Origin of the sequence: Phycicoccus sp. 3266, assembly GCF_031456495.1 — a bacterium.
Taxonomy (GTDB): domain Bacteria; phylum Actinomycetota; class Actinomycetes; order Actinomycetales; family Dermatophilaceae; genus Pedococcus.
Genome location: NZ_JAVDUW010000001.1, coordinates 1,106,838 through 1,133,570 on the forward strand (window position 1 = coordinate 1,106,838; position 26,733 = coordinate 1,133,570).

General features: G+C 67.8%; 20 protein-coding genes. 13 read left to right on the forward strand and 7 right to left on the reverse strand.

What is annotated here, in order from left to right; translation table 11 throughout:
* Positions 1 to 31: 31 nt before the first annotated feature.
* The 3 genes from J2X64_RS05260 to J2X64_RS05270 all read left to right on the forward strand — a co-directional run bounded on the left by J2X64_RS05260 (position 32) and on the right by J2X64_RS05270 (position 3,268).
* Positions 32 to 1,150: an SDR family oxidoreductase gene (locus J2X64_RS05260; RefSeq protein ID WP_310150630.1), complete on the forward strand. Its 1,119-nt coding sequence runs from the start codon at positions 32 to 34 to the stop codon at positions 1,148 to 1,150.
* Complete coding sequence (locus J2X64_RS05265) at positions 1,147 to 2,601, forward strand: NAD-dependent succinate-semialdehyde dehydrogenase (RefSeq protein WP_310150633.1); 1,455 nt, start codon at positions 1,147 to 1,149, stop codon at positions 2,599 to 2,601. The genes J2X64_RS05260 and J2X64_RS05265 overlap by 4 nt, the downstream gene beginning before the upstream one ends.
* A 106-nt stretch (positions 2,602 to 2,707) precedes the next feature.
* Positions 2,708 to 3,268, forward strand: coding sequence for an MBL fold metallo-hydrolase (locus tag J2X64_RS05270; protein WP_310150635.1), 561 nt, complete (start codon positions 2,708 to 2,710; stop codon positions 3,266 to 3,268).
* Between the two features lie 529 nt (positions 3,269 to 3,797).
* Here J2X64_RS05270 and J2X64_RS05275 read toward each other — a convergent pair.
* Positions 3,798 to 4,142, reverse strand: coding sequence for a nuclear transport factor 2 family protein (locus J2X64_RS05275; protein ID WP_310150637.1), 345 nt, complete (start codon positions 4,140 to 4,142; stop codon positions 3,798 to 3,800).
* A gap of 1,312 nt (positions 4,143 to 5,454) precedes the next feature.
* Positions 5,455 to 8,406 carry an AAA family ATPase gene (locus tag J2X64_RS05280; protein WP_310150640.1) on the reverse strand — a complete coding sequence of 984 codons (2,952 nt, stop codon included), beginning with the start codon at positions 8,404 to 8,406 and terminating at the stop codon, positions 5,455 to 5,457.
* Between the two features lie 488 nt (positions 8,407 to 8,894).
* Here J2X64_RS05280 and J2X64_RS05285 point away from each other — a divergent pair, with 488 nt between their 5' ends.
* Together J2X64_RS05285 and J2X64_RS05290 are read left to right on the forward strand one after the other, a co-directional pair.
* The gene (locus tag J2X64_RS05285) at positions 8,895 to 9,653 is read left to right on the forward strand and encodes a hypothetical protein (protein WP_310150642.1); all 759 of its coding nucleotides are present in this window, start codon (positions 8,895 to 8,897) and stop codon (positions 9,651 to 9,653) included.
* 509 nt (positions 9,654 to 10,162) lie between these two features.
* Positions 10,163 to 10,546 carry a cupin domain-containing protein gene (locus tag J2X64_RS05290; protein WP_310150645.1) on the forward strand — a complete coding sequence of 128 codons (384 nt, stop codon included), beginning with the start codon at positions 10,163 to 10,165 and terminating at the stop codon, positions 10,544 to 10,546.
* A 101-nt stretch (positions 10,547 to 10,647) separates the two neighbouring features.
* Here the strand turns inward: J2X64_RS05290 and J2X64_RS05295 are convergent, their stop codons facing one another.
* Entirely contained in the window at positions 10,648 to 11,532 is an 885-nt protein-coding gene (locus J2X64_RS05295; protein ID WP_310150648.1) for a nuclease-related domain-containing protein, read from the reverse strand.
* Between the two features lie 178 nt (positions 11,533 to 11,710).
* On the opposite strand from J2X64_RS05295, the gene J2X64_RS05300 reads away from it, so the two are divergent.
* Together J2X64_RS05300 and J2X64_RS05305 are read left to right on the forward strand one after the other, a co-directional pair.
* The gene (locus J2X64_RS05300; RefSeq protein ID WP_310150650.1) at positions 11,711 to 12,379 is read left to right on the forward strand and encodes a hypothetical protein; all 669 of its coding nucleotides are present in this window, start codon (positions 11,711 to 11,713) and stop codon (positions 12,377 to 12,379) included.
* Between the two features lie 353 nt (positions 12,380 to 12,732).
* Positions 12,733 to 13,236, forward strand: coding sequence for a hypothetical protein (locus J2X64_RS05305; RefSeq protein ID WP_310150653.1), 504 nt, complete (start codon positions 12,733 to 12,735; stop codon positions 13,234 to 13,236).
* Positions 13,237 to 13,996: 760 nt separating this feature from the next.
* Here the strand turns inward: J2X64_RS05305 and J2X64_RS05310 are convergent.
* Positions 13,997 to 14,608, reverse strand: coding sequence for a hypothetical protein (locus J2X64_RS05310; RefSeq protein ID WP_310150655.1), 612 nt, complete (start codon positions 14,606 to 14,608; stop codon positions 13,997 to 13,999).
* A 596-nt stretch (positions 14,609 to 15,204) separates the two neighbouring features.
* Here J2X64_RS05310 and J2X64_RS05315 point away from each other — a divergent pair.
* The gene (locus tag J2X64_RS05315; RefSeq protein WP_310150657.1) at positions 15,205 to 15,468 is read left to right on the forward strand and encodes a hypothetical protein; all 264 of its coding nucleotides are present in this window, start codon (positions 15,205 to 15,207) and stop codon (positions 15,466 to 15,468) included.
* A 416-nt stretch (positions 15,469 to 15,884) separates the two neighbouring features.
* On the opposite strand, the gene J2X64_RS05320 is transcribed toward J2X64_RS05315, so the two are convergent.
* The 3 genes from J2X64_RS05320 to J2X64_RS05330 all read right to left on the reverse strand — a co-directional run bounded on the left by J2X64_RS05320 (position 15,885) and on the right by J2X64_RS05330 (position 19,101).
* Positions 15,885 to 16,310 carry an ANTAR domain-containing protein gene (locus tag J2X64_RS05320; protein ID WP_310150662.1) on the reverse strand — a complete coding sequence of 142 codons (426 nt, stop codon included), beginning with the start codon at positions 16,308 to 16,310 and terminating at the stop codon, positions 15,885 to 15,887.
* Between the two features lie 498 nt (positions 16,311 to 16,808).
* Positions 16,809 to 17,303 (reverse strand): pyridoxamine 5'-phosphate oxidase family protein, encoded by a 495-nt coding sequence (locus J2X64_RS05325; RefSeq protein ID WP_310150664.1) that lies wholly within the window; start codon positions 17,301 to 17,303, stop codon positions 16,809 to 16,811.
* Positions 17,304 to 18,687: 1,384 nt separating this feature from the next.
* Positions 18,688 to 19,101 (reverse strand): nuclear transport factor 2 family protein, encoded by a 414-nt coding sequence (locus tag J2X64_RS05330; RefSeq protein WP_310150671.1) that lies wholly within the window; start codon positions 19,099 to 19,101, stop codon positions 18,688 to 18,690.
* Positions 19,102 to 19,611: 510 nt separating this feature from the next.
* Between J2X64_RS05330 and J2X64_RS05335 the strand changes: the two genes are divergently transcribed.
* From J2X64_RS05335 to J2X64_RS05355, 5 genes are all read left to right on the forward strand, one after another.
* Positions 19,612 to 19,950: a hypothetical protein gene (locus J2X64_RS05335; RefSeq protein ID WP_310150674.1), complete on the forward strand. Its 339-nt coding sequence runs from the start codon at positions 19,612 to 19,614 to the stop codon at positions 19,948 to 19,950.
* Positions 19,951 to 20,312: 362 nt separating this feature from the next.
* Positions 20,313 to 21,590, forward strand: a complete 1,278-nt coding sequence (locus J2X64_RS05340; RefSeq protein ID WP_310150678.1) for a glycoside hydrolase family 3 N-terminal domain-containing protein — start codon at positions 20,313 to 20,315, stop codon at positions 21,588 to 21,590.
* Between the two features lie 1,186 nt (positions 21,591 to 22,776).
* Positions 22,777 to 23,487 carry a GAF and ANTAR domain-containing protein gene (locus J2X64_RS05345; protein WP_310150682.1) on the forward strand — a complete coding sequence of 237 codons (711 nt, stop codon included), beginning with the start codon at positions 22,777 to 22,779 and terminating at the stop codon, positions 23,485 to 23,487.
* An 892-nt stretch (positions 23,488 to 24,379) separates the two neighbouring features.
* On the forward strand, positions 24,380 to 24,685 hold the full coding sequence (locus J2X64_RS05350) for a hypothetical protein (RefSeq protein WP_310150685.1): 306 nt from the start codon (positions 24,380 to 24,382) through the stop codon (positions 24,683 to 24,685).
* 361 nt (positions 24,686 to 25,046) lie between these two features.
* A complete protein-coding gene (locus J2X64_RS05355; RefSeq protein ID WP_310150689.1) occupies positions 25,047 to 25,475 on the forward strand; it encodes a CBS domain-containing protein in 429 nt (142 codons plus the stop codon).
* Positions 25,476 to 26,733 lie beyond the last annotated feature (1,258 nt).

Below are 26,733 nucleotides of genomic sequence, written 5' to 3' on the forward strand. Positions count from 1 at the left end.
GGATGCGCCCCCACCCTGACAGGAGACGCCCATGAACCGCACCGCACTGGTGGTCGGAGTGACCGGAATGGCTGGGTACCACTCAGCGATCGCCTTGCGCGACAAGGGATTCAGCGTCATCGGCTTGGCGCGTTCCCGGCGGTACGAGCTCCCCGGAGTGGACCACGTGTATGCCGACGTGCTCGAACCGGAGTCGCTGCGCGCCGCCCTCGAGGGGCGCGAGATCACCGACCTGGTGTTCACCACCTGGCAGCGGCAGGCCACCGAGGCGGAGAACTGCAGGGTCAATGGTGCAATGCTGCAGAACACCCTGGACGTGGTCTGCGCGAGCAACCAGCTCACCCACGCCACGCTCGTGACCGGCCTCAAGCACTACCTCGGCCCCTTCGAGGCCTACGCCAGCGCGCCGGCCGACACCCCCTTCCGCGAGGAGCAGGGGCGCCTGCCGTTCCAGAACTTCTACTACGAGCAGGAGGACATCCTGTTCGAGGCAGCCGACCGGCACTCCTTCACCTGGTCGGTGCACCGTCCCCACACCCTCATCGGATACGCGCTCGGCAACGCCATGAACATGGGCGTGACGCTCGCGATCTACGGCTCCATCTGTCGCGAGACCGGTGAGCCCTTCGTGTTCCCCGGCAGCCCCGAGCAGTGGAACGGTGTCACGGACCTCACCGACGCGAGGCTCCTGGGCCGTCACGTGGCCTGGTCGACGTCGCAGGCGGCCGGACGGAACGAGGCCTTCAACACCGTCAACGGCGACGTGTTCCGCTGGCGACAGATGTGGCCGCGCGTGGCTGCTGCCCTGGGCGTGGAGGCTGCGCCCTACCCCGGGCACCCCACGCCGCTGCAGGACCGGATGGGTCACGCCGACGAGGTGTGGGCGCGACTGGTCTCAGAGCACGGCCTGCAGGACTACGCCGCCTCGGACCTCGCGTCCTGGTGGCACACCGACGCCGACCTGGGGCGCACGGTCGAGACCTTCGCGGACATGGGCAAGAGCCGTTCACTCGGCTTCCTCGACTACCAGGACTCGGCACAGTCGTTCCGGGACCTGTTCGCCGAGCTCCGGGCCGAGCGGATCATCCCCGAGCTCACGCCGACGAGCACCACGTCGAGCACCACGTCCGACACCGAGGTCACCGCGTGAACCAGAAGTCCCTGATCGAGTCCGTCCCCAAGGGCCTGCTCATCGGTGGGAAGTGGCGTGAGGGCGGCGATGGTCGGACGATCGCGGTGGAGGACCCGTCGAGCGGGTCGACGATCACGCAGGTGGCGGATGCGACGGTGGCTGACGGTCGGGCGGCGTTGGACGCGGCTGTTGCGGCGCAGGCGGAGTGGGCGGCGACGGCGCCGCGGGATCGTGGGGAGATCCTGCGGTCGGCGTTCGAGGCGATCACGAAGCGGGCGGAGGAGTTCGCCACGTTGATGTCGCTGGAGATGGGCAAGACGCTGGCCGAGTCGCGCGGTGAGGTGACGTACGGGGCTGAGTTCTTCCGGTGGTTCTCCGAGGAGGCGGTGCGGATCAGTGGGCGCTGGTCGACGGCCCCGAACGGCGCGACCCGGTTGTTGACGATGAAGAAGCCGGTCGGGCCGACGTTGATGATCACGCCGTGGAACTTCCCGCTGGCGATGGGGACCCGCAAGGTCGGTCCGGCGATCGCGGCGGGGTGCACGATGGTGGTCAAGCCGGCCTCCCAGACCCCGTTGACGATGCTGGCGCTGGCGCAGGTGCTGGCCGAGTGCGGGCTGCCCGACGGGGTCCTGAACGTCATCACCACCACCCGCACCGGTGACGTGGTCGAGCCGATCATCCGCGACCCCCGGCTGCGCAAGCTGACCTTCACCGGTTCCACGGCCGTGGGCCGCCGGCTGGTCGAGCAGTCCGCGCAGCAGCTGCTGCGGGTGTCGATGGAGCTGGGTGGCAACGCCCCCTTCCTGGTCTTCGACGACGCGGACCTGGACCGGGCCGTGGAGGGGGCGATGCTGGCCAAGATGCGCAACATCGGTGAGGCGTGCACCGCCGCGAACCGGTTCTACGCCCACGAGGACGTGGTGGACGAGTTCGCCGAGCGGCTTGCCAAGCGGATGGGTGCCCTGACCCTGGGCAAGGGCACCAAGAAGGGGGTCGACGTCGGCCCGCTCATCGACGCCAAGGCCCGCGACGGGGTCGCCGAGCTGGTCGAGCACGCCCGCGCCCAGGGCGCCACCGTCGTCACCGGCGGGAGACCCGTGCCCGGCCGCGGGTACTTCTACGAGCCGACCGTGATCACCGGGGTCGCCAAGGACGCCCGGATGATGACCGAGGAGATCTTCGGCCCCGTCGCCCCGATCGCCTCCTTCCGCACCGAGGCCGAGGCCGTCGCCCTGGCCAACGACACCGAGTACGGCCTCGCGTCCTACGTCTTCACCAACGACCTCGGCCGCATGATCCGGGTGGCCGAGGCACTGCAGTACGGCATGATCGGCGTCAACCAGGGCATCATCTCCAACCCCGCCGCCCCCTTCGGCGGCGTCAAGGCCTCCGGCTTCGGCCGCGAAGGCGGGTTCGAAGGCATCGAGGAGTACCTCGAGACCACCTACGTCGGCATCGCCCCGTAGGAGCGAGGCGGCCCGACTCGATGGTGATGAGGGGAGCCGTCGTCAACGGTTCGTGACACACGGGCGCGCGGTTTCCGGTCTACCCGTGTGGTGCCACGATGAGCGCATGAGCGCAGAGCTGACCGTGCTGACGGCGGGCTACGCAGGAGATCGGGTCGCCAGCACCGTCGTCCTGGTCCGCGAGCCCGGGCACACCGTCGTCGTCGACCCGGGCATGGTGGCGAACCGCGCGACCATCCTCGACCCCCTGACAGCCATGGGTGTCGACCCGAGGGACGTCGCCGATGTGGTCTTCAGCCACCACCACCCGGACCACACCCTCAACGCCGCCCTCTTCCCTGAAGCGCGGTTCCACGACTTCTGGGCGATCTACCGGGACGACACCTGGGTCGACCGGCCCGCCGACGGTTTCGAGCTGTCGCCATCGGTGCGCCTGATGGCCACGCCGGGACACACCGCCCAGGACATCACCACCCTGGTCGACACCGCCGAAGGCCTCGTCGCGTGCACCCACCTCTGGTGGTCGCAGGACGGTCCGGCAGTCGACCCGCTGGCAGAGGACCAGGCGACGCTGGAGCGGTCGCGGGCCGCGCTCCTGGCCCTCGACCCGGCGCTGATCGTGCCGGGCCACGGTGCGCCGTTCCGCCCCGGCCACCTGGCCCGCTGACGGCTCACTGGCCTGCGTGAGCGACCCCCCCATACACATTCGAAGAACGAAGAAGGACCGGACGAAAAACGTGTCCAGTCCTTCTTCGTTCTGTGGAGCTGAGGGGATTCGAACCCCTGACCTTCTCATTGCGAAGTCCTCAGTGATTCTCCGCATCCCCTGCCCCTGTGCTCGAGAGACAGTCCGCCGCGTGCAGTGAATGCACGGCGTGAATCTCCGGGAGCACAAAGGGGGCACAAGCAGGCGGCTCGCCAGGCGGGTCGCGCTGGACCGTCTTGCGATGCGCAGAGGCGACGGATTTACAGATCGCCGTATGCCGCCCGATCACCAGCGGCTTCGCGCGTCACTACCGAGCTTCGCCGCGAATTGGCCACAGATTCTCGAAGCTAGCCAGCGATGGCCGGCCCTTCTCGGACAGGCCTGGGGTGCCGCGAGTCCTCTCCTCCCGAGGATCCTCGTGGGCCCCCGCGGTACGTCCATCCGCCACCCGAATATGTGAGTGACATCGCCCAGACTGACTCCCAAACGCTCAAGCTGGCTGAAGCGTGAAGTGGGTCGTATGGATCCGAACTCTGCCGTCCAAGAAGACGAATGTGTCGACGCCATCATCGACTCGGCCGCCAGCTGACTGTGCTGTCCAACGCACCAACGCGGCGTCGTCCGCGTACACCGCATTGGTGACTGCGAACCGTGGCTCGGGAAGCAACTGCAGGGCATTCATGTAGAACCCCTCAATCCCGGCGTGCCCGGTCAGAACGCCCTGGTCGGTGACGATCACTGCATCTTCGGAGTAGTCCTCCAGTAACCGTTTCAGATCCCCACCTGTGAGTGCTTCGAAGTGCGCAGCAAACGTCTCTTGCGGTGAACGTGTCATGTTAAGCCCCGATCTGGTAGGTGCTGCGCTCAGCAAGGAGGTCGGCCAAGCGTGCCCAAAATGCCCGGGCCGCGCCCCGGGGAAGCGCGTGTCCAGCGCGTTCACGGATTTTTGTCCTGAAAGGACCTGGTGCCAAAGCGGTCGTGTGGGCTTCAATCGCAACTCGGCGAAGTCATGAACACCAGACCCCAAAATGGTGCGGTGCGATCGGCTTGGGCCATCGTGAAGGCGCGTACATACGACCCTCCTTCTGTGCCGAGAGGCGGGCCAACTACTCACGGTCCTCCACTCCGTCGGTCGGCGCCTCCGGCAGAAGGCGTAGACGCCTCGGGAGAGTGTTCGAGGCGACCGGAGTGTGGCCGGATACGTCCGCCGCGCTAAGCCCCCAGGACCACCGGCATACCCGAATGCGCCCCTTCTGCCGCGATCCGAAAGGTGTGTCTTAGCGCCGCGTGCCGGCCTTCGCGGTCTACCGGCTCCACCGATGTCCGGGCGCTGCCGCCAGACGGCAGTGAGCGCGTCGGTGTCCGGCGACTCGGCGCCGAAGCGGGACGGGAGTGCGCGTAGGTTCTCCACACGCCCAGCGGCAGGGGGTGGACACTTCGCACCCCTCGGGGCCCGTGGGCCGGGCTGGTGTGCAGGGATCTGAGGGGCTCGGCGGCGCGATCTGAGGCTTCATGCCGGATGTCCGGGACGACCACCCAGCGGGAGCGTCGGGAGCGGAGTCAATCCGATCAGCACCCAAGGTCAAGGAGCCAGACATGAGCCGCCGAACGAACAAGCAACGGAAGCACGCCAACCTGCTCGCTACTACGCACAGACAGCAGCGTTCCAGCCGCATCGCCGGCGTTCGGACGCGGGACGTTCTCGGTTGGCGCCGTCCGATCGGCCGCACCACTCCAGCTGTGGTGACCGCTGCGGCCCTGGCGTCATTGGGCATGGCCTGCGCGGGGGCGACGCCAGTGTCGGCGCAGCAAGGCCCGGGAATCGGTACGCACGTGAGCTCCGAGTGGCATGCTGCGCCGGTGACGGTTGCACGCATGGGACGCCAAGTCGTCCGCTGCGACACCGGCGAGGGCAACCTCGGTGGGGCCGAGGTGACTGCGCCGCTCACCTTGCCCTCTGTCAGCACGTGCGACCCCAGCACCCCGGCTCGGCCGGCCTCGGCTGAGCAGGCGCGGCAGCTCGAGCACGATCCGCTGCGGTGAGCGCGGACCAACCCGTATCCGAAGGGTGGCCCACGACCCAGCCCCTCACGGCGGGTGGCAGGGAGCGTCCCCGGGGGCCGCTGACGATCGAGGGATAGACCTTCTCACTGTTCAGTCGTGCTGTGGTCGCGGCTGACCAGGGCGGCCAACTCGATCCGGCTCGTCGTGCCGGTCTTCCTCAGAACGTTCGACACGTGGCTGCTCACCGTCTTCTCGCTGATGAACAGTTGCCGGGCGATCTGCGCGTACGTCGCTCCCGACAGCAAGGGGTCGAGGACTTCTCGCTCCCGGGTCGTCAGGGCCGCGGTACCCGGCAACGCGAGAACGGATACAGGGTGTTTCGACCCGCCGGTATCGGGCATCGGAATGTGGAGATGGGATTGTGACACCAGACGGTTGATCACCGCAGTCAGTGGTGGGGCCCCCAGCTGGATGCTGATGCGCAGGGCGTCCGCCAGGGCCGTCGCGGCTCTGCTCCTGTGGTGGCGGTGCGTGAGCAGGTGATCGGCAAGCCCGACGAGAGCCCGAGCGTGCTCATATCGCATGTCGGCCTTCAGGGTGGCCTCACATGCCGCATCCCAGAGCTGTTCGAGTGCTTGCGTGTCCACCGCACCCTGGGCGCGCTGCGCTGCATGAAGGGCTCCAAGCGCCGGATGGACGAAGTCCAGGGGGCCCGCGGCCTCGAAGGCGGCGGGTTGCGTGCCTCGGTTTGCCTCGATGTCCTCGAGCCGATGAAGCGCTGCCCGTCGCGCCTCCTGGTCCGTTGAGCGTTGGGTGAGCTGCGCCGCCGCTTGGGATGCATACTTCAGCCACTCGTCAGCGGTCCGGGGGCTGGCGTGCACCACTTCGGCCATGTGTTCGCCGATCCTGTCCAGGGCGCCCATGGGGTCGCCCAGGGCGATGCTGACTTGGATCTGTGTCTCGGCCAGGACGTCACCAACGGGTGCGGGGTTCAACATGAGGTCTTCTGCCCGCCGCAGGTGCATGACGGCCGCGGCCCGGTTGCCCTCGTGGGCGGCCAGCAAGGATGCGACGCAGCGTGAGGTCGCGGCGGCGTTGTGGCTGCGTGCAATGGTCAGCAGCTCACGAACCAGGCCCCGAGCCTGAGTCCAGCGGCCGAGCACGAAGTTCCACCGGGCCGCCATGGCGCCGATCGTGGCGGCGTAGTCGAACTGGCCCTCGTCTCGAAGGGTGCGGTACGCGTTGCCCGTGATGGTGGCCGCGTCCGCATACCGGCCAACGCTTTCGTAGGCGTTGCTCAGGAAGAGACCGGCCCAGCGGACGAGCTGCGGGTCCTTGCTCTCCGCCGCCAAACTGAATGCTCGTTCGGCGTCCGCGATGCCCGCAACGGTTCCCCCGAGGGTATGCGCCCTGGCGCCGTGGCCCCAGACCAGGGCGGCCGCGGTCCCCGCTCTCTCGGCGAGCCGGACAGCGCTCTCAGCGTGCTGGTGCGCCTCCGCGATGCCGTTGAACACTTCGGCAAAAGCGAGCTGGCCAAAGGCTTGGGCCCGCTCGGGCGAGTCGGGAATCCGTTCGGTCAAAGCGAGTACCTCGCGCGGCTCCGACACGGACATGGGCGCCGCGTCGTCTGCTGCTCTCTTGCGCAGCATCTGCAGCTCGAGCAGGATCCGTGACGCCAGGAGAGGACTGTCGCCTGAACGGGCTACCCGCGCCAGCGCATTCTCGTAGTGCGCCGCTGCCCCGCGGTCGTCACCCGCGCCCCTGCAGGCACGCCCCGCCCGGATCAGCAGAGCCACAGTGTCGACCTGCGCCGCGCCCTCGTCCGGCAGGAGGTCGACGAGCGACACCGCAGTGGACAGATGGCTGGCCTCCTCGTCCCTACCCCGCACCGCGTCGGCGCGGTTGGCGGCCCGCACCGACCAGACGAACCCCTGATCGATGTCACCAGCCGCCACGTAGTGCAGCGCGAGGGAGTTCGCGCGATCACGTTCGTCCACCTGTACTGCCGCCTGCCAAATTTCGGCGAGTTCGCTGTGTAGCTCGGAACGCTCCCAGCTCTTCATGGTCCCCGCGATGGTCTCGGCCAGCAGCGGATGCCTAAACCAGATGGCCCCGCTCGCGGTCTCGACCGTGATTCCCTCCCTCGCCGCCTCGGTCAACGCGTGGGACACGTCTTCTGGCGCGACCGCGTGACGAGCCGCGAAGTCCCTCAGCACTGGGAAGGCGACCGGGCCGCCGGCCACGGCGAGGAGCTGGGTCACTGTCCGACCGCCGCCCGACAGTCGGTGCCACGCTGCCAACAGTGCGTCCCCAAGCCGGTTGTTCACCGGGTCTCCGCCATGCACCACTGAGCTGGCGTTCTGTATGAGGAGGTCGGCCAGGTAGGGGTTCCCTCCCGAGCGGCGGAAGACCTCCTCAACCAGCCCAGGACGGGACACAGCGGCGCCTCGGGCCAGCACCATCTCCTCGACGTCCCACGCACCCAGCCGGCTCAGCTCCAGCTGGGCGACCCGTGGCATCCGGAGCGCGTCCGCCAACCAGCCGTGCAGCCGGTGACCCTCCACGAGGTCGGTGTCGCGGTAGGTGGCCAAGATTCCGAGCCGTTGGCCGGGCAGAAATCCTGCGACCAGGTAGGACAGGACGTCCAACGAACTGGGGTCGCACCACTGGAGGTCGTCAAGCACCACCAAAGTGGGCCGGTCCGCTTGAAGGGCGTCGACGACTTCCCCGATCTGAAGCAGGGCAACCCCTGTTGACGCGTCGTTGATTGCTGGCACGAGGTCGTCCAGGCGACCCCCGGGAGCCAAGCTGTCCCGGCTTTCGCTCGTGGTGGTGTGCAGCCAATGAGTCAAGGCTTGGGTGAAGACGACGTAGCTCGTGACGTTCGCCCCGAATCGAAGGCACTGACCGAACAGCACGTTGGTGTCGCCGCGTTCGGCTGCGAGCGCAGCCTCGCGAACCAGCGTGGTCTTGCCGATGCCCGGCTCCCCGTGCACCAGCAGGAGCCCCGGCTCTCCGAGGGCGGCCCCCTCGACGACAGCCCTCACCGTCGCGCGTTCAGACTCCCGACCGATCATGGTCGCCGGCCCACCCATCCCACGATCATCCGCCCAACGGCGCCCTACGACCCCCGTCCGCCAAAGCTTTCTCCGAATGGCAGCCGGATCTGCTCCCCCGGTTACGTCAGACGTCACGCCGGGAGCCCCGCGCGAACCCGGCGGAACACGGTGAACGTCCCCTGATGCCGCGATCCTGGCGTCGCTTCTTTCCTCCGGCGGAGACGAAGATCGCGTCAACACTGCCAGAGCCGGTGCGATGCGCGTGCCGGGTGCCGATCACTGACGCAGCGGCCACGCCTGAGGGCATGCCGGCATACGGCAAACGCCTGAGTCCAAGTGGGCCGTGAGGCGGCAAAATATCGGCAAGAGAAGGCAACAGCATGCAAGCGCCATCCAGCTTCTGACTCAACGAGGGGCGCGTCGCTGGTCGATGCGAACAGCACAATCTTCGGTCCAAGTTCCGCCACGCCCTGACGTGTGGACTGCCGGCTCGGACCCAGAACGAGGTTGGTGGAGGTGCCGCGATGCCCGCTGTGATGCCCGCAGATCTGACCTTCAGCCAGACGTTGTGGTCCAACGCCCTTGGTGCCCTGTTCACGGCACTCTTTGTGACCCTCGGGGCCGGTGTGCTCGTCAGGACGGTGGAGGATCGACAAGCCAGGAGCCGGCTCGACGCGGAGAACAGTCGTCAGGAATCGATGCGCAAGGCAGATGAGGCGCGCGCCGACGCGCTGGCCAAAGCGGACCAGGAGCGTGCAGCCGCGCTCCTGCTCGCCGACCAGCAACGTGCGGATGCCCTCACGAAGGCGGAGACGGAGCGAGCCGACCTACGTCGCCAGCTGGACAAGGAGCACGATGAGCGGCAGCAGGCCCGAGACCATGAGTTTCAGTCTCGGGCCGCCCTCAGGGAGTCCTACACCGAACTGTTGGTGGCGCAACGTCGTTCGCGCGAAGCATCGAAGGCCCTTGCCGAATCCGGCGATATCTCGCGGATCGAAGCGGGCGCCGCCGCTAGCAAGGCGCATGACGAGTTCATCGATGTGTACCACCGACTCGCTCTCGACGCCGACCGTCCCATGTGGCTGGAACTACGCAGCTTACGGGCCGTGCTGGACGACATGGTTCAGGCTGCTGCGTCCGGGGACCTTGACCAGTGCACCCAGCTCGCAGGCGTCGCACGGGACGCCCGGCAGAACCTTGAGCGCAGCTTCCGCGCCCGACTCGGTCATGAGCCCCTCCAAGACCGCCACCCGCTAGGGCGCTACGAAAAGGGACAAAGCTGAGTCGGGGCAACCAGGACTTCAGTGGGAGCGCACCGTCACTTCGCCGCGAGATGCCGGTGGTCCGATATCCCCGGGAGGCAAAGGAACCTGGCGTCAGCTCCGTAGCCACACTTGACGGCCAGCGCCTCGCGGATACCCTCCCGCCAGGTTCTGCGCCCCAGCCCACGCCACGAGTTGTGGGTGAGGGGCGCCGTCGCCCCGGGGCGGCTTGGTCCCGCCGGCCTCCGCGCCGGCGTAGATCGTCCTCGAACATGCCGAATGGCCGGCTCGTCACCGCTAGCGACTACAGACCACCTTGTTCTCAGGCACCAGTACAAACCGGAGAGATGGATGAGGAACTGATCCACCAATAGGGGTCGATGCTTGCCTGTCCATTCTGCCGCTGCCGACCCTCCTGATTGCGGACAGATCGGCAGGCTTTGTCGCTGGGCTCATTCGAGTCTTGACATTCCGACTTGTCGCGAGCAGCGTCCAAGGAGCAACCAGGTCGCTGGCAGCAGGAGGTCGCGGTGGACGACGAGAGAGAAGTGAAGTTGGTGCGACCGGTCGATCGCTCGGAGGGTCAGATGACACCGGGCATGCGCCGCGAACAGGCCGTCAGCACGGATCGCAGCTGGGCAGGCCACGTGACGACCGAGGCGGGGATGGTCTCCGGCTGGCACCATCACGGAGATTACGAGAGCCACATCTACGTGGTCTCGGGACTGTTGCGCATGGAGTCCGGACCTGGGGGCCGCGACGTCGTCGATGCCCAGCCCGGCGACTTTGTCTTCGTCCCCCCTTACACGGTGCACCGCGAGGGGAATCCGGCATCGGCGGAGGCCACGGTGATCGTCGTCAGGGCCGGAAGCGGTGAGGCGGTATTCAACGTGGACGGACCTGATGAGACCTGACGTAAGGCTGCGGCGAATTTGGGCGCCGCCGACGGGGATCGCCACATCCGCAGGATGAGCGTCGTATCGACCCGCGTCATATCGGCGCGACTAGGCATCTGTCAGGCGGTAGGCAGGGCGTTGGCCAGGCATCGGTGGATGTCGGCGATGGCTTCGGCGGATAGTGGCCCTTGCGCCTGGAGTTGGGGATACAGCTCCTTGGGCCAAAGGGCTTGCACGTCGCGCGTCGTGAAGCTGCCTCCGATCAATGGCCAGTCCGCTTCGATGAAGCAGAGCACGCCGCGGATTGGGGCGTCGTCGGCGAGCGCTGATCGGACCACGTCGACCTGTTTCAGCACGCCGTCTACTAGCTTGGTGCAGTCGCGTGATCCGACGAGCAACCGTTCGACGCGGGGGCGCAGGATGCCGCCTTCGATCTTGAGGTGAGGTCGGCCGCGGTACTTCTTGGCGTCGATGACGTAGGCGCCGTTGGCCGCTACGGCGATGTGGTCGATGTTCGCCTCGGACCTCGGAATGCGTCGGTCGGGCAGCAGCTTGATGGTGTTGCAGGCCAATCGGTCCAAGCCTTTGCCGAGGCGTTCTCCACCGAGGGCGCCGGTGTCCCAGGCGGTGGTGGACTGCCCCTCCTCGGAAATGGTCAGGAGGAAGCCCCCGATCCGTGGATGCTGGGTTCGGATGCGTTGCTCACGCTTGGTTTTGCGGCGCTCGAACTCGCGCCGCGCTGATGCTCCGGCGGTGCCAGGCTCGACCGTCTCGAGGGCGACGGGTCCCGCGTCCGCCACGGCTGCGAGAGTGGATGGCCCCGCGTCCAGACCGGCAGCGGGGTTGGATGGACATGGCGTGGTCATGTCATGGTGGATGCAACGAACCGTCTTGGTCTGCCGTTCGTAGACGGCCTGAGTGTTCGCTGCGATCCCTGCACCACAAACCCAGCAGGTGCCGGCGTACCGCAGCCGCATGACCTTCTCGCCCCGTCCCCCGTCCACGCCGGAACCGTACGTTCTGCAGGAGCCGCGGACGCATGGTTTGCCGGATTCCCGGGGTCGGGGTGGTGCTGAACGCCGCAGCTCACCCCCGGGTCTATTGTCGGAGTGTCCGGGTGCCTGGCCGCGGGGGCGGCGCCGGGGTTTGGGCCTGTGTCGTGTCGCCGCAAGAGGTGACGCCATGTCCGATACGACGGTCCTGCTTCCGTTTCAGCCCGACTCGATGTCGACCGCCCAGCTCGCCGCGGTCTCCTTTCTGGCCCGCTACTCCGGGCCCACCCACGCTCTGTACGCCTTCCAGCTCAGGGAGTGGTTCACCTGGTGCGAGGTGCACGGACTCGACCCGCTGGTCGGTGTTCAGCGAGCCCACGTCGAGCTGTACATCCGGGGGCTCAGTGAGCGTGGGCTGATGGACTCGTCCGTGGTGACGATGATGCACGGGGTTCGCGGGTTCTTCCGGTTCGCCTACATCGATGGCCTGATCGGGTCTGACCCGGCGGTGTACGCCCGGCTACCCGAGGTGCACAGGGACGAGTCACGCACGCACGGGCTGGACCGGCTCGAGTTGATCCGGTTCCTCCAGGTGTCGCAGAACATCACCGTCCACCACGGGGCACTCGCGTTCCTGCTCGGCATCAACGCCCTACGCGCATCCGAGGCAGCAGCGGTTCGGATCGAGGACTACTCCGACACCATGCGCGGATACCGCGTGCTGCACCTCGTCGGCAAGGGCAACAAGCCGGCCACCGCCCGTCACGCCGACCCCAGAACCGAGCACTACGACCGAGCCAAAGGCAACCGCGACCGTCACGCCGTCCACTTCCTCACCGCGTACGTCGCGGGCGTGTGAACCCGGCTCCCAGCCGACGGCATCATCTGGGGCTGGTCGGATCGCCGCGAGCCGGCCACGCGGGGCGGGGCAGGGTTTACCGGAACTGTCGATGACAGAGCGCCGGCCCGAGCCAACGAGTCCGGGCTCCGCGAGCAGGCTACGAGTCCAAGAGCTCCGCCCGGCGCTCGCGCGTCGTCATCCTCAAAAGAGGGACAGTAGGTCGCGGCATACGTCTTCGGGGGGTCCCGTCGTGCGACCACGCCGAGTACAAGTGAGAACTGTGCGAAGCCACCGCGGAGCACAAGTCCCATCATCAGTTTGTAGAGGAGCAGGGCATACATCCGGTCATCAGTAAGTAGAGGAGCAGCAACATGTCCACCGCATCGCGTCGGCGCGTCGGTCTGCTGGTATCGGCAGTCGCGTCGCTCGGCTTGACCAGCGCCGCCGTACCCGCCTACGCCGCCACTGGCGGCACGGGCCACACCGTGACGTCAACCGACAACTTCCACGGCACGCTGTCGTTCCAGGACTTCAACCCCTGCACGGGCGATCTCCTGAACATCAACACGACCTCCAACGTCGTTGACCACATCACCTACTTCCCCGACGGCGATGAGGTATGGGCAACGTTCACCGAGGAAGACAAGGTCGCCGCGACCGATCCGGCGACCGGGGTCACGTACACCGGCCACGCCACCTTCTGGGGCAACTTCAACCTGAACGAGCGCAACAGCAACTCGACGTTCACCGGGTCCATCACCCTGACCGGCTCCGACGGGACCGTCGTCAAGTACCGCGAGGTGGACCACTTCACCCTTGCGGCCAACGGTCAGGTGACCGTCTCATTCGAGAAGCCCAGTCTCACCTGCGGGTAGGTCGTCGATCTTCCATCCGGTCGATTCTGATCGCTCCGGTCCTGTGCACGCGGCAGGATCGGAGCGCGCCCGAACAGTACGCATCAGACAGAGGCCACGGGGACATTCCGCGTGGGCAGCCGGTCGCCGGCTCGGCGAAGGCTCCCCTGAAGACTTCCCGTTCTCGGACGCCCACTTCTGCCGCGATCCGGGCGTGACTCTTTCCGCCGCGTCGAGGCCGCCAGCGTCTCTGGCGCGAAGCGGCGACTCAGTCGAACGATTCGCCCCTGCAGTCGAGTGGTCACCTGCAGTGCCCGGGCTCGAATAGGCCCTGAGCCACGGCTACGAGGACCGTGGCTCGGCGTCCACCGGGCCACACCCGCCCCTTCAGCGCGCCGCCCCGTGATGGAGGACCCCCGGACGGCTTGCACGACGGGGGTGCAGTTGGCATGCGCCGCTGCTCCGCTCACACGGCGGACCTAGTCCGCGCTTCCGTGCGCGGCTAGGGCATCGGTTGAAGAAGACCCTCACATGGATAGATCGGCGCGCGCTGAGCTGGACCCCCGGCGACCAGTGAGGTGGGATCCGCTCCATGTGCAACATCTGCTCTCCTGCCAAACGCCAGGAGGGAAGCGGATCCGCAGCCGGCGTCACCGTGCATCGAGGGATAACCGAGCCACCGCCGTCGACCCCATGGGGGCGCGGCCATGCTTCGGGGGTGCAGCGAAGCCCCCGACCCGTCGGTCGGGGGCTTGCTGTGTGTCCGCAGGTGCTGGCCGGTTCAGCCGACAGCGGGAGCAGGAACGGTTGTGCGACCGGCTCCGATGCGAACTTCCTGCTCGGCCGGCACGTTGCGACGGTGCCTGAGGCCGAGGAGGCTGAGGAGGAACATGAGTGCCGCGCCGACGAAGCTGGCGATCGCGCCCCAGAGGGCGATGGTGCCCATGGTGCCGAAGGCGTAGGCGTTGAGGAGCAGGCCCCGCAGGGTGTTGCCCATGAAGAGCGTCTGGCGCAGCTGGCCGAGCTCGGCGACCTTGGCCTTGTCGGCGTTCGGGTTGGCCGAGAGGGCGATGAACTCGCCGCTGACCTCTTCGTAGGTCCGGCCCTGACCGGCCTTGTTCATGTGGACCAGGATGTAGTGGTCGGCGTACGCCTTCGCCTGGGCCCCGGTGGTCATCTGCTGGCCTGCGTACTGCTGCAGGTAGGGCTTGATGGCCGGGTCCTCGATGGCCTTGCCGGACGGCATCGTGATCTTCTGGTCGGCCAGCTGGCTGTGCACGTTGTCCTGCACGAAGTTGCTGGCCCACATCAGCAGTCCGCCGGCGACCAGCAGGACTGCGGCGACGACGAAGCCGCCGGCGCTGAGGATGGTGTCTAGGGTTCTGCGTCGCATGGCTTCTTCTCCCGCTGTACGGGGTTCGCGGCCCCGATTGTCTTGCCCTGGTTGGGCATCCTCAGCATCGGGCAGCGGCACTGGGAGGTCTTGGGACCAAGGTCCTCGTACCACTGTGGGCCGCGTCACAGTCGCCAGCCGAGTTTGGGTCTCCCAGCGCCGGGGCCTCATGGTGGAGGTTCACCGATGCCGCAGCGCCGTCGCATCCGCTCCTAGGAGGCCCCCCGCCTCATTGAAGAAGCCGAGCCAGAAGATTCAGGGCGCGGGCAGGGCGTCGGCAGGGGCGCTTGCCCCTAGACCAGCCACCCGATGACGCGATCGGAGCTCACGGAGCGGCTCGAGCCGACGTCGAGTCAAAGGGGCGCCCGACCTCCAGGCTGGTCGTCGGGCGCAGGATGCTGCCGACGTCAATGCGCATGCGGTCGGTCCGCTCTTCGTACGCACTGTGGCCACTAGGGACAAGCCACCACTTCGTGCTGCCTTCGCCGGCCCCAACTGATGTTGGTAGCCGCAGTGGCGACCGCCACAACTATGGCCTAGGAAGGAGAGCGCGACACGTGATTCGTGTCGGGACGTCCAACATAGGGAGCAAAGCTATGAGTGATTACCCGGTGGACCCGACCGCGACCGGCCGGGACGAGGATCTCCCCGAGGCAACGGAGCGTCCAACTGAGAGCAGTAGCGAGTCAGGGGCTGACACCCCGGAGGCGGCATCGCGCTCGGAGTACGACCTCACGAAGGGTGAAGACGCGTCAGGCGGGACGGACGGCGTCGGTGGCGGGAACGATTCCAGGAGCAGCGTCCTGGAAGACACCCTCGGTGCCGGTGGCGACCCCGACGAGGATGACCGCGGCCTGTAATCGGTACCACCGACGTGCCAGAGCAGTCCTCACCGAGCAAGAGGGTCCCAGTGGCGAGGCCGCGCCACCCGAGGCAGCAGAGGGGGTTCTCCAGCCACCGCCGCTGTCAGCCGTGCGACGACGAGCCGCCGCTCGGGTGGCCCACAGGTACGAAGGGGTCCAGCCTTTTCGGCCGAAGCGACATTTCATGGGCGACGAGGATGCTGCGACCCATCAGTGGCACCGCGCCCCGAAACTGAAGGCTCCCTCCCGCGACGATCCTCGCACGAGGCCGTGACGGCGGCCCGGCGCGGCGGCACCTACCGGTGTGTCGCGGTGACTTGGACTCTCCTTCTGCTGTGTTGCTGAACGCAGGCGCCATGAATGGCTCACGGACAGATCGGTTAGGGGCTCAAGGCGCGAGCCCGGGCGCCCTATCAGCCGCGGTCGAAGCCGTCCGTGGCGATGACACGCTCCGCCAGGGTTGACACCGTGATGTTCTTGTCCTGGCTGGCCTGGCGCAGTTCGTCCCACGCTTCGTCCAACGAAATCCGGCGGGCATTCATCAGGATTCCCAAGGCGACTCCGATGTGCCTGCTGGTGTGCAGCGCCGTTTCCGGGTGCTCGACCTGCTCCTGGTGACGCACTACGCCCATGGCGCCCACCGCGGTCGCACCAAATGATGGCGACGAGGCTTCGTGCTCGGGGCGAAACGCGTGCGGTTCCATCGCGTACACGTTGACCGCCCCCAGCGCCCGGCCGTCAACGGGCAGGACGTGGGCGAGCATGCTGCGCACGCCCAGTTCGGACGCGGCCTGCGCTGCGAAGGCTCGCCAGCGCGGATCTGTGGACAGGTCCTGCACACGGAACGTGCCGTGGCGCCTGATGGGTCGAGGCACGGCCAGTGGCAGGTGGAGTACGGGATCGTGTCCGCAACCTCCGGCACGGTGCTGGTAGCGACCACCGTGATGGCCTTGCCCTCACGCACGCTGGCGATCGACACATGGTCCCCGCCGAGGATCCCCAACCTCAGCTGACGGAAAGCGTGGGCACCTCCTCGGTGCCCTTCATGTGCGCCAACGCTCTGGCAGCGTCGGCGAAGTCATCCAGCAGACGCCATGTCTCATCGAGCGCCTTGGGCACAGTGACCCTCCTGTACCCGTCCATCCCGCAGGTGTTGGCCGCGCTCTGGCCGTCACCTTGGGAGCCATATTCTGCCGCACCGCGAGCCCGCCCCAAGAAGCCGTTCTAGCGCTGGCAATAGTTGGGTCAGCCGGCACCGGTCCGCGGTGATCCACGTGTCCCGGGGAGAGGATCGGGACGCCCGGTGTAATCACCCGGGGTGCTCGACTCTGCCCAGGTCAACTCGTGCCCGACCCCGTCAGCGTAGGTTTGTCCGTTGTGGGCACCAGGCGAAAGCCCCGGATTATCTCCGGAGCAATGGCCAGGGTCAGGTCCATCGGCAACTCCACCCACGGGTGCAGAAGCTCAGCGCACCGGCGCAGCCGCTCGGGTTCGGTCACGACGGATGCCCGGCCCGTGACCACCACACTCCACCCCGTGCGGTCGCGGGGATCGACGTGGTCGGCCTGGTACGTGACAACGTCCACCGCCGACGGAATCGCCGCACTCGCGGCTGCGGAACCAAACCGGGTGCGGATGATGACGTCGCCGCCCTCGAGGATGTGGTTCAGCGGCCGCACGGCGGGAAGTGCGTGCTCCGTGAATACCAAACGGCCGAAGTCGAGGCTGCCAAGCAGGGCCAGCGCTTCGCTCTCCGGTATCGGGTCCAGCCGTCGCAGCTCGAACCGACGCAGAGCCGTCGCGGGCGCGTGTTGTGCTGTCTGTGTGCTCATGCCTATCGTCCCAACATGGGTGCGGCAACCGGAGGCCGCGGCGTCTACGCCCAACGACGGAGCGTCGGGTGCCACGGTGCCGTCGGGGCCATACAGGAGGAAGGGACAAAGGTCCCTCAAGCGCGCCTGCGGGGCTTCGCCCGACGGAAACCTCCTCAATGTGACCAGATGACGCCGTGGCTCGCGCAACTGCTCCCGGGCGACCGTCAACAAGGAGGCGGCTACAGCGCTGCGCGCCAACGTCACCGCCCCGACGCTGCTACCTCATGGTTCCAAGGACCACCGAATGAAGAACGGCCATGAGTCCGGTGTTCTCAGGGCCGGCCGCTCCTGCGCCGCCCGCGACGCCTCTCCAACCGGAGGGGCGCCGAGGCGTCGCCCTACGTTGTCCCCATGAAGAAGCCGCACAACCACGAGTGGATCGGCTTCACTCCAGAGCAGGCGGTTCGGTGGTTAGGTGCCGGCCAGCTTGGAGGCAGGTCGTAGGGCTGATGTGGGTCGCGCCGCAATCCCGGGTCACGATCCTGCCGAGCCGCTTCATCGGCACCAGGCGGGACTCCACTCTGTTGATCCCATACACAGAGCCTCGGCCTGTGTCCCGCTGCCAGCCCTGCGCCGCACAGGCCGCGATAGCCGCCTCAACGTCGGCGTCCGGGTGCAGCAGGAACGTGTGGTGTGCCGGCTCGGTTCAGCGCATACGGCCACGCTATGACCCTCTGCCGACATGGGCGCCCCCACCGGCGGGATGGACCAGCGGGGCCCGACAGCAGGCAGGGGGATGCGCCTTTGAAGCTGCCGACTTCCGACATAAGCCGCTGCGGAAACGGCGCGTTAGGGACCTACGTCCCGGAGGTAAGGCAGAACGCACCCCACCGCTCAGGGGTTGCGGTGGGGTGCGGCTGCAGCCAAGGGGGGTGAGGGGTGCCCCTGACTGCGCGTTTTCTACGGTAGGGCGCGATTGCCCCGAAGTGCTGAGGCCCTGGGGTGACCTCACTTCACCCGTTCGGGGGAAGTGGTAGCTCGCGCATTGGGGGGATGCTCTGAAGGCGGGTCCAGAGGCTGGAGCGCGTCGTCCTGGGCTTGCAGGGGACGCCACCGCACCGGGTCTCTGAGGGATGATCCGGTGCGGCGGTTCCCAACCAAGTTCGCCCACCGAGGGCACTCGGTGGGGGCGCGGCGTGCGCTTGCTCTGACCAGGAGGAAGCACCCGCATCCCATCGTATGGTCGGGTGTTCGGCGTTCTCGGAGTCTTCGCCGACGCCGGTTGTGCCGGACATGCACGTAATCCTCGAGGTCGTCTTCACGGAAAAGCCACCGCGATCCGGGCGATGCGTCTTTCCGCCGCATTCGGCCATTGTTGCTGTGGTGGGTCGTGCTTGGGATCTCAGCCGAGGGGAAGCCCGAGCTCGTTGCGGTAGGCCCGTATCCCTGTGATTGCACCGTCGGCCACGGAGAAGATGTGGCAGATCATGGTGACGTGCCGGCCGTTGCCGTCGACGATCGTGGATAGTTGCTCCACGAGGACGTCGTCCCCAGCCATCTGCACGTTGACGTTCTCCGTGGTGAGCGAGGTGGCGGCGTTGATGGGGGCCCGCAGGCGCTCGATCATGGCGTCGGCGCCTTGCTGCTTCACCTGCCAGGGCTCGTCCGTCCACGGGCTCGCCATCCTCGTGACCACGTGGTCTGCGAGATACCGGCGAACGGCAGCAAAGTCAGGGGCGCTCCCGGAGGCCCGCGCCCGTTGAGACGCCTCGATGTAGCCCCGCACGAGACGCACCGAGGGGTGCTCGTCAGCCATGGCATACCTCCCGTCGGGGAAGGATGGCACTGGTCACTTTCCCGCCGCAACAGCGCAGATGGGTCTCCTGTGCGAAGTCGGCGGCCTCCGAACGACTTCCAGACCCAAGCGCGTCGCACGGCGGGTGAGGGCCGCCCGCCCGGCGTCGGCGGTTGGTCCAGAGGCTAGACGTAGGGGTTCTGTCCGACGTCGAGGCGCCCCGGCCCCGCTGCGGCTGATGACAGAGCGCGCGATCCGCGAGATCGACCGACGTCACCTCCTGCGGTGGCGATCATCGATGCCGGCGGCAGTTCCGGTCGCAGCACCGCCTGTATTTGGCATTCTCCCCTCCTGGCCGGACAGTTCGGGTGGCCGAAACACGTGGGTGTCGTAGTACGAATGTGGCTTCTGCGCCCCCTTCCCGGGTGACAGCCTCTTGGCGCCAGGGTCCCCGGCAGGGCGTGCTCAGCGTGCAACACCTTCTCCTGCCGGGACGGGGACCTGATCGGGAGAGGCAAAGGAGGGATCGCGATGGCGAGTCGTGAAGATGCCGCACTGCTTGTGCAGCTGGCCCAATGGGGCGCGACCATGGGTCTGGAGGAAGCACAGCAGGCGTTGTGGGCGGACGAGTTCGAACCCGAGGAGGCCACCGTCGACGACGTATTGGTGTCTCGGGTCCTCGTCTGGGGCGAGACCATCGGAACGCTGACCAAGAACGGAATCTTGGACACGGATCTCGTGCTCGACTGGCTCTGGGTCGCAGGCATGTGGTCCCGGGTCGGACCAGCAGCCTTGAAGTCCCGTGAGAAGCACGGGGTGCCAGCGCTCTACGAGAACTTTGAGGCCCTGGCCAACAGGCAAGGCAACTGACCGCGAGCTCCGCTGGAGCCCTCCCCGTCCGACGGACCGCCTTGAGACTGTGACAACTGCCGTCACGGCTGAAGGTCCGCTGAGGACTGCCTCCCAGGTGCCTCACTCCGCGGCGAGCTGGGCGGTGCCGTTGACGCAACAGGTCGTCAGCTCGATGAGACCAACCTTCCGCGGCTGCGGGGCGTCGTAGTGTTGAAGTGTTCCGCCGAGCCGAGGTGGTGGTCCCCATGCGGACCAGTTCCGGTCTGATCCGTGGTCTCGTCGTCGCCGGAGCAGCGGTGGGTGTGTCGGTCGGCACCCCGGCCGTGCCCCGCGCTGAGGCGGCCACTGCAGCTGAACTCGCTCAGGCTGCATACACCCGTATGAGCAACGCTCAGCGCATCGGGCAGCTGTTCATGGTCGGCACGCCGGCCACCGGCCTGTCCGCCGCGGCGGCGACCGCGATCGGGACCTACCACGTCGGCAACGTCATCCTCACCGGCCGGCCCACCGCGGGCGCCGCACCGATCCGCGCGCTGACCGCTCGTCTCGACCGCCTCGCGACGGGCACCGCGACGGCGAGTGTGCCGCTGTGGATCTCCACGGACCAGGAGGGCGGCTACGTCCAGGTGCTGCAGGGCAGCGGGTTCTCGCGCATGCCGACCGCCCTGACCATGGGGACGTGGTCGACAACCACTCTGACGTCGTCGGCGCGGACGTGGGGCCGGCAGCTCCGCCGCTCGGGTGTGGACATGAACCTCGCACCGGTGATGGACACCGTCCCCGCCGCGACTGCGTCGAGCAACCCACCGATCGGCTACTGGCAAAGGGAGTTCGGCCACACGCCGAGCGTCGTGACGACCAAGGGCGACGCCTTCCTCTCCGGCGAGCGTTCGGCCGACCTCGCGATGACGGCCAAGCACTTCCCAGGGCTGGGCTACGTCACCGCCAACACCGACACGACCGCGGGCGTGAAGGACTACGTCACGACCACCACTTCCGGGTCGATCACACCGTTCAGGTCCGCCGTCGCGGACGGCGTCCCGGTCGTGATGATGTCCTCGGCGATCTACACCAAGATCGACGGATCGCGACCGGCGGTGTTCTCGCCCACGGTCGTCACCGGCCTCCTGCGCAACACCCTTGGCTTCCGCGGCGTCGTCGTCAGCGACGACCTCGGCAACGCCAAGGCGGTCGCCGCCTGGTCCGCGGGCGAGCGCGCCGTCCGCTTCATCAACGCTGGTGGGGACGAGGTCCTGACCGTCAACGCCTCGACCATCCCCGCGATGGTGGCTGCAGTGAAGGCGCGTGCTGCGACGGACTCCGCCTTCCGGGCCAAGGTAGCGGCAGCGGTGATGAGGATCCTTACCGCCAAGGCCGCCGAGGGGCTGCTCGGCGCTCGACTCTCGCTGGACGGATCCTTGGGCCCCCGGACGATCTCGGCACTGCAGCGCTGGCTCGGCGTCACCGTCACCGGTGCGCTCAACCCGACCACCATCCGGGCGCTGCAGACCCGCATCGGCACGACCGCCGACGGCCTGTGGGGTCCCGCGTCCATGCGAGCACTCCAGCTCTACCTGGGCATCGCCACCGACGGCGCGCGGACGTGGAACTCGCGGACGGTGACCCAACTGCAGGGCTACCTCAACACCCAGCTCTGAGGTCTCGCGGACCCCCGAAGGAAGCCCCTACTCAGCCGCTGATGTACCCCAATCCACGAGACGCGAGGATGCGGCTCAGATCGGCCGCTTCATCGCCCTCGGGAAGCTACGCAGCCTGGGACGCACATGGCCCACAGCCCACTAGCCGCCCTGGGCGTCGACAGCGGGCTTTGGTGGCAGAGCCCCCGGTGCTTGTCGCAGCAGTAATGGGGCAATCTCGCCTCCTCAGGACAAACCGGCCCTGGACCAGGCGGCAGGCGCCTACGCGGCCACGACCGGCCCGGATGGGACGGAGGCTGGAGGGGAACATGAGCTTCGTCATCGGTATCGCGGTCGTTGTTGCCGCCCTAGCCGTTCTCGGACTGGTGCTGCGCCGTCGAGGCAGCGAGGGGTTGGGTGCTGACACCCTTGCTGGGCGGGCTCCGGAGGAGTACCGAATCCCCGGTGCGGGGGCGGCAACGCCGGCGGTTTCGGCGCCTGACTCCTTCGCGCTGGCACGCACCTCGTCAAGTAGGGCGTCTCTCGTCCTTGCCGTGGCGGGCGGGTCCTTGGTCCCTGTTCGGAGGAGGGACGTACTGCCAAGGTCTTACCCCAGCGGCGCTGGGGCCACATCGCCCCTCGTCGCAGCGCCCTCGCCGGCCCGTCCCGGTTGGGGGCGCACCCATGGAGGGTGGCGGGACCTTGGTCACTGTTCGGTCTCCGGCGCCGCAAGCACGGTGGGAGATGCGGGTTCTCCTAGTCATTCCCGCGCCGCGCCCCCGCCGACCCCCCTCGGTGGGGGCGCCCATCGTTTGCGGGAGCCGCCGCACCGGGTCGGCCCTCGAAGACCTGGTGCGGCCGCTCCCTGCGAGCCCGTGACGCGCCAGTCCGGGCCCACACCCGAGCATCCCCGCCTTGGGCGAGCCACGGCTTCATCCGAACGGGTGAGGGTCTCTCACGCCGGGGCATCGCCACTCAAACGCATCCGGAGCCGTACCGTTGGAAATGCAGCAGCCGGGGACCCCCTCACCCTCTCGGCTGCGGCCGCGCCCCCACCGATCGCCCCTGGCGGTGGGGGCGTCTCCTTGCCGACTGGCTCGAAAATGCGGGCTTCCGGAAGTGGTTGCTGTGACGCACAATTGCTTCACGGGGTGACGGTCAGAGCGCGGCCAACACCTTGGGAGGGACGGGCGCGAGGAGCGTGACAGTGCCCAAGGCGCTGGATGAGGGATGGCGCGTGCTGGAGGACTTCGCCGACGTGGCGAGGACCATGGCCTGCCTGAAGGACACCGACGAAGTCGCCGACACCCTGTGTCGGCTGACCTTGAAGATCATCGGGGGCGACCATGCCTCGATCACCAGCGTGCGCTACGGCAAAGCGGTCACGGTGGCCGCCACGAGCGCCGTTCCCGAGCAGGCCGACAAGATCCAGTACGCCACCGGTCAAGGGCCGTGCCTGGACGCCATCCGGCGAGAGGACACCTTTCGGGTCGACGACCTGTGCACGGACCCGCGGTGGCCGGCGTTCGGCCCCCAGGCTGTGGCCGAGCTGGGGGTGCGCAGCATGCTGGCCCATGTGCTGCCCGTCGACGACGAGGTCCTCGGGGCGCTGAACGTGTACGCGATGGAGCCGCGCGCGTTCCGGGCCGAACACGAGACCATGATCGCGATCTTCGGCGCGACCGCCGTCGCTGCCCTAGGTGCGGCGCGGCACCAGGAACAGGTCGAGCACCTGGAGAAGGCCCTGCACACCAGTCGGCACATCGGTGTCGCCCTGGGGATCCTGATGGGGACCCGCGGGCTTTCCCTGGACGATGCGTGGGGCGTCCTGGCCAAGGCCAGCCAGGACAGGAACATCAAGGTGTCCGCCCTGGCGGACCGTGTCATCGCCACGGGCAGCTTGGAGCATGGCTGGTAGGACCGAGGGACCCGGCTGTTTGAGCCCCCCAGCCACCCGCGCCGTACCCGCCACCGCAGGCCACCATTCGCTCTAAGAGCTGTGTGGCCTGCGGTTTGGCAGTCGTGGCGGGGTGGGCCGGTGACGCCGCGCCGGGGCACCCTCGTGCCGACGCGGCCGCCGCCTCAGCAAAGCCTTGACCGTACTGGGACGCACCGACCCCTGAGCCCCCACCATCCTCCTAGTCCATGAGCCGCCGCCTCCACCCAGCGGATGATGCGCCCTAGTGCCCACGCACCACCAACCGACGGCGCCGGTCGTACCGTCGAACTGCGCTCATGACCACGATGGCGGAGCCGTCGAAGCCCTCGAGTAGCTGGTGGCACAGGGCCTCAGGTTCTTGTGGCCGAGCCGGGGGATGAGCTGAGAGGGCGTGGATGCATCCGGGCAGGGGTCCGCATCCAAACCGCCTTGCCCAGGCATCACGCCCTGGCACTTCGTCGACCTACGGATTTGCCGCACTCCTCAGGGTCCTGCCAGTGACAGCGCTTCTCCGTCCCTCCCTTCCGAGAGGTCATGCGGACGCGCAAGATGGGCACATGAGCGCCGAACCCATCACCGCAGTCGATCAGGAGGACGATCGCAGCGCCGCATGCTGGTGCTGCGGCTCCACCGATGCCCCCGATCGAATGGTCGACCTCGGCGACCACCCAGAGGTACACCTCTGTCTGCGGTGTGCCCACTTCGTGCACCAGCAGGCATGGAAGATCGAGGACGAGGGGAAACGCGGGCCCGCCGCAGCTGGGCGGGATCAGTTCCGCAACCTCCGCGCGCAGGTGATGCGGCGAGGGTGGCACCGGAACAGAATCCTCGGCCGCAAACTCCGCTGGCTCGGCAGACACCTTCCATAGCCATGGACATCGAACTGTTGGTCATGCCGGACTGCCCCAACGGCGCCGCCGCCTATGAGCTGATCACGACCGCAGTCACAGACACCCCGATAAAGGCCACCATCACCCGCACCATCATCACCAGCCAAGACCAGGCCCGTCAGCGCCGATTCACCGGCTGCCCGACCATCCTGCCCACCGGCCTCGACCCATTCACTTGCCCCGACGCATCCGTAGGTCTCTACTCTCGGCTCTACGCCAGCCCCAACGGGCCGCGCAGCACCCCAACACCGCGCGATCTGGCCCTCAAACGGGTCGCCACAGGCTAGACCGAATGCGCGAAACGTACGCTAAAGGCGCGATCCGGGCTGCTGCGTCTTACCGCCGCGTGCCGGCCGGCGGCATACGTCCGCTCATGCCGATGACAGGACTTCGCGGTGTTGCTCACCGACTCCTTCTGCCCGCCGGATCTCAGCACGCGCTGGTACGAGGGTAGCGCTGAGTGGTCGTGCTCAGCGGCCGGTTTCCCTCGTTTCGGGGCATACGCTGAGCTTCGTGCCGACCGCGGCATCCCCTGACACTTGCGGCGGTCGGCGCCCCACCGCGAACCCCGTGGCGGTGGGAGCGTCCCGTGTGGAACCTCTGCAGAGTGGGTAAGGAGAGTCTCCACATTCGATTGGGAGGTACATCATGACGACGGCACGCGATGTGATGACGGGTGGCGCCGAGTGCGCCGGGATCAACGACACGGTGACGCAGGCGGCACAGAAGATGCGTGACCTCGGGGTCGGTGCGCTGCCAATCTGCGGCGACGACAACCGGCTCACGGGGATGATCACGGACCGGGACATCGTGCTGAACTGCGTCGCCGAGGGGATGAATGCCAACCAGGTGAGAGTCGGGGATTACGCCGGTGACGAAGTCGTCACAGTCGGCGCCGACGACGATATCGAGAAGGCACTCTCCACGATGGCCAGGCATGGGGTACGTCGGCTTCCGGTCATCGACGGTCAGGACCTGGTCGGGATGATCAGCCAGGCAGACATCGCCAAGAACCTCCCGGAGGAGAGTGCTGGGCGGCTGGTTGAAGCCATTTCGGCCGCACCCTCTACGGACTGACGGCCGAGCGGTCGGAGCCGAAGGCAGCCATCGCCTCGGGTTGCTCCGGCAGGTCGTTGGCCAGCGAGGGACCACGCCCCGGGCTGTGCACCCCCTGTTGTTGGCACACTCGGGGCGTGGCGACCTGTCCTTTCCCCGCCGCGAGGTCGTTGAAACCGGGAGCACATGCGCCCGAGGGCTATGGCCTGTTGCTCCCTTTGGTCCCAGCGGGGCGCGCGTCGCGCGACCACTTGCGCTTCAGCTCTTCCGCCTCGACGGCGATCAGGCGGCCCAGCGCCCCGTGCAGCCCCAGCTCCTCCCTACGCAGCCGCTTGGCCGTCCGATCCGCATGGTGGCCTCTCGCGCCGCGGCTCGGGCGTCCCTCTCGTAGAGGGCGGCTGCACGGAGCAGGGCCTGCGCGGCCCTGGACGAGCGGGCGGACTCGGCGGCAACTTTGGCTGCAGCCGCCTCAGCGGACTTGCTGACCTCGAGCTCCCGCACGCTCTGAGCGTCCGCCTCGGCGTGCGAGCGCTCACGTCGTCTCTGTTCGATCTGCCCGCGGTAGTACGTCTCGCCCATCCGCGTCCCTCCACTCAATCGAGCGTGTGTACGCCACGACCAGGGCAGCCTCCGCTCGAACCGCCTCCCGGGGGCGGTGGCATCTGCCCCCCGACAGCCCGCACAGCCCGGGAGGCGGCGTCCATGAGAACGCTGTACCCACCGGTGGCGGCGGCGAATCTGCATCGGTAAGCATCTGCGTGGACCGCGGCCCGGGGAGGTTGGAGCTGGGGGACAGGACGGCCGTCACCCGGGCGGCGGCACCGGGTTTATGCGCGGTGGTGGGGCTGGCCAAACGACCGTTCGTCCGGCCGGCCACAGGCAGGGGCCTGACAACGCCGCCGCCAGCTGCCAACGACGACGCCGCCCTTCACGGGCGCCGTCCCGTCTGATCCCTCATGGGCCGGTGACCATGCTCTTGGTGGGGCCCGGGGGCTCGGACAGCCGGGAAGGTCTGAGCAGTCCAGGAGCCGCAACGGTCCGCCCATGCCCACGGAGGCCGAGGCTCAAACAAGACGGCCCGCCGCAGCGTCGATCGGCAGCCAGGCGGTTGGCGACGCCACCGCCGTGACGGGTCATCCGACGGCGACGCCGGGCGCATCCTCGCGCAGGGATGGCCCTGTTCACTTCCGCCACATGGTGGAGGGCCGCGGCCTCGCCTCAGTGGGTGTGAGCGCCAGCCGGTTCCGGTCGCACTGCGAGGCAGCGCGCGTCGACGAGA

Coding starts and splice junctions, on each gene's coding strand:
- J2X64_RS05260 (WP_310150630.1), top strand. CDS start 32: ATGAACCGCACCGCACTGGTGGTCGGAGTGACCGGAATGGCTGGGTAC.
- J2X64_RS05270 (WP_310150635.1), top strand. CDS start 2,708: ATGAGCGCAGAGCTGACCGTGCTGACGGCGGGCTACGCAGGAGATCGG.
- J2X64_RS05275 (WP_310150637.1), bottom strand. CDS start 4,142: ATGACACGTTCACCGCAAGAGACGTTTGCTGCGCACTTCGAAGCACTC.
- J2X64_RS05280 (WP_310150640.1), bottom strand. CDS start 8,406: ATGGGTGGGCCGGCGACCATGATCGGTCGGGAGTCTGAACGCGCGACG.
- J2X64_RS05285 (WP_310150642.1), top strand. CDS start 8,895: ATGCCCGCTGTGATGCCCGCAGATCTGACCTTCAGCCAGACGTTGTGG.
- J2X64_RS05300 (WP_310150650.1), top strand. CDS start 11,711: ATGTCCGATACGACGGTCCTGCTTCCGTTTCAGCCCGACTCGATGTCG.
- J2X64_RS05305 (WP_310150653.1), top strand. CDS start 12,733: ATGTCCACCGCATCGCGTCGGCGCGTCGGTCTGCTGGTATCGGCAGTC.
- J2X64_RS05310 (WP_310150655.1), bottom strand. CDS start 14,608: ATGCGACGCAGAACCCTAGACACCATCCTCAGCGCCGGCGGCTTCGTC.
- J2X64_RS05315 (WP_310150657.1), top strand. CDS start 15,205: ATGAGTGATTACCCGGTGGACCCGACCGCGACCGGCCGGGACGAGGAT.
- J2X64_RS05325 (WP_310150664.1), bottom strand. CDS start 17,303: ATGAGCACACAGACAGCACAACACGCGCCCGCGACGGCTCTGCGTCGG.
- J2X64_RS05330 (WP_310150671.1), bottom strand. CDS start 19,101: ATGGCTGACGAGCACCCCTCGGTGCGTCTCGTGCGGGGCTACATCGAG.
- J2X64_RS05335 (WP_310150674.1), top strand. CDS start 19,612: ATGGCGAGTCGTGAAGATGCCGCACTGCTTGTGCAGCTGGCCCAATGG.
- J2X64_RS05340 (WP_310150678.1), top strand. CDS start 20,313: ATGAGCAACGCTCAGCGCATCGGGCAGCTGTTCATGGTCGGCACGCCG.
- J2X64_RS05350 (WP_310150685.1), top strand. CDS start 24,380: ATGGACATCGAACTGTTGGTCATGCCGGACTGCCCCAACGGCGCCGCC.
- J2X64_RS05355 (WP_310150689.1), top strand. CDS start 25,047: ATGACGACGGCACGCGATGTGATGACGGGTGGCGCCGAGTGCGCCGGG.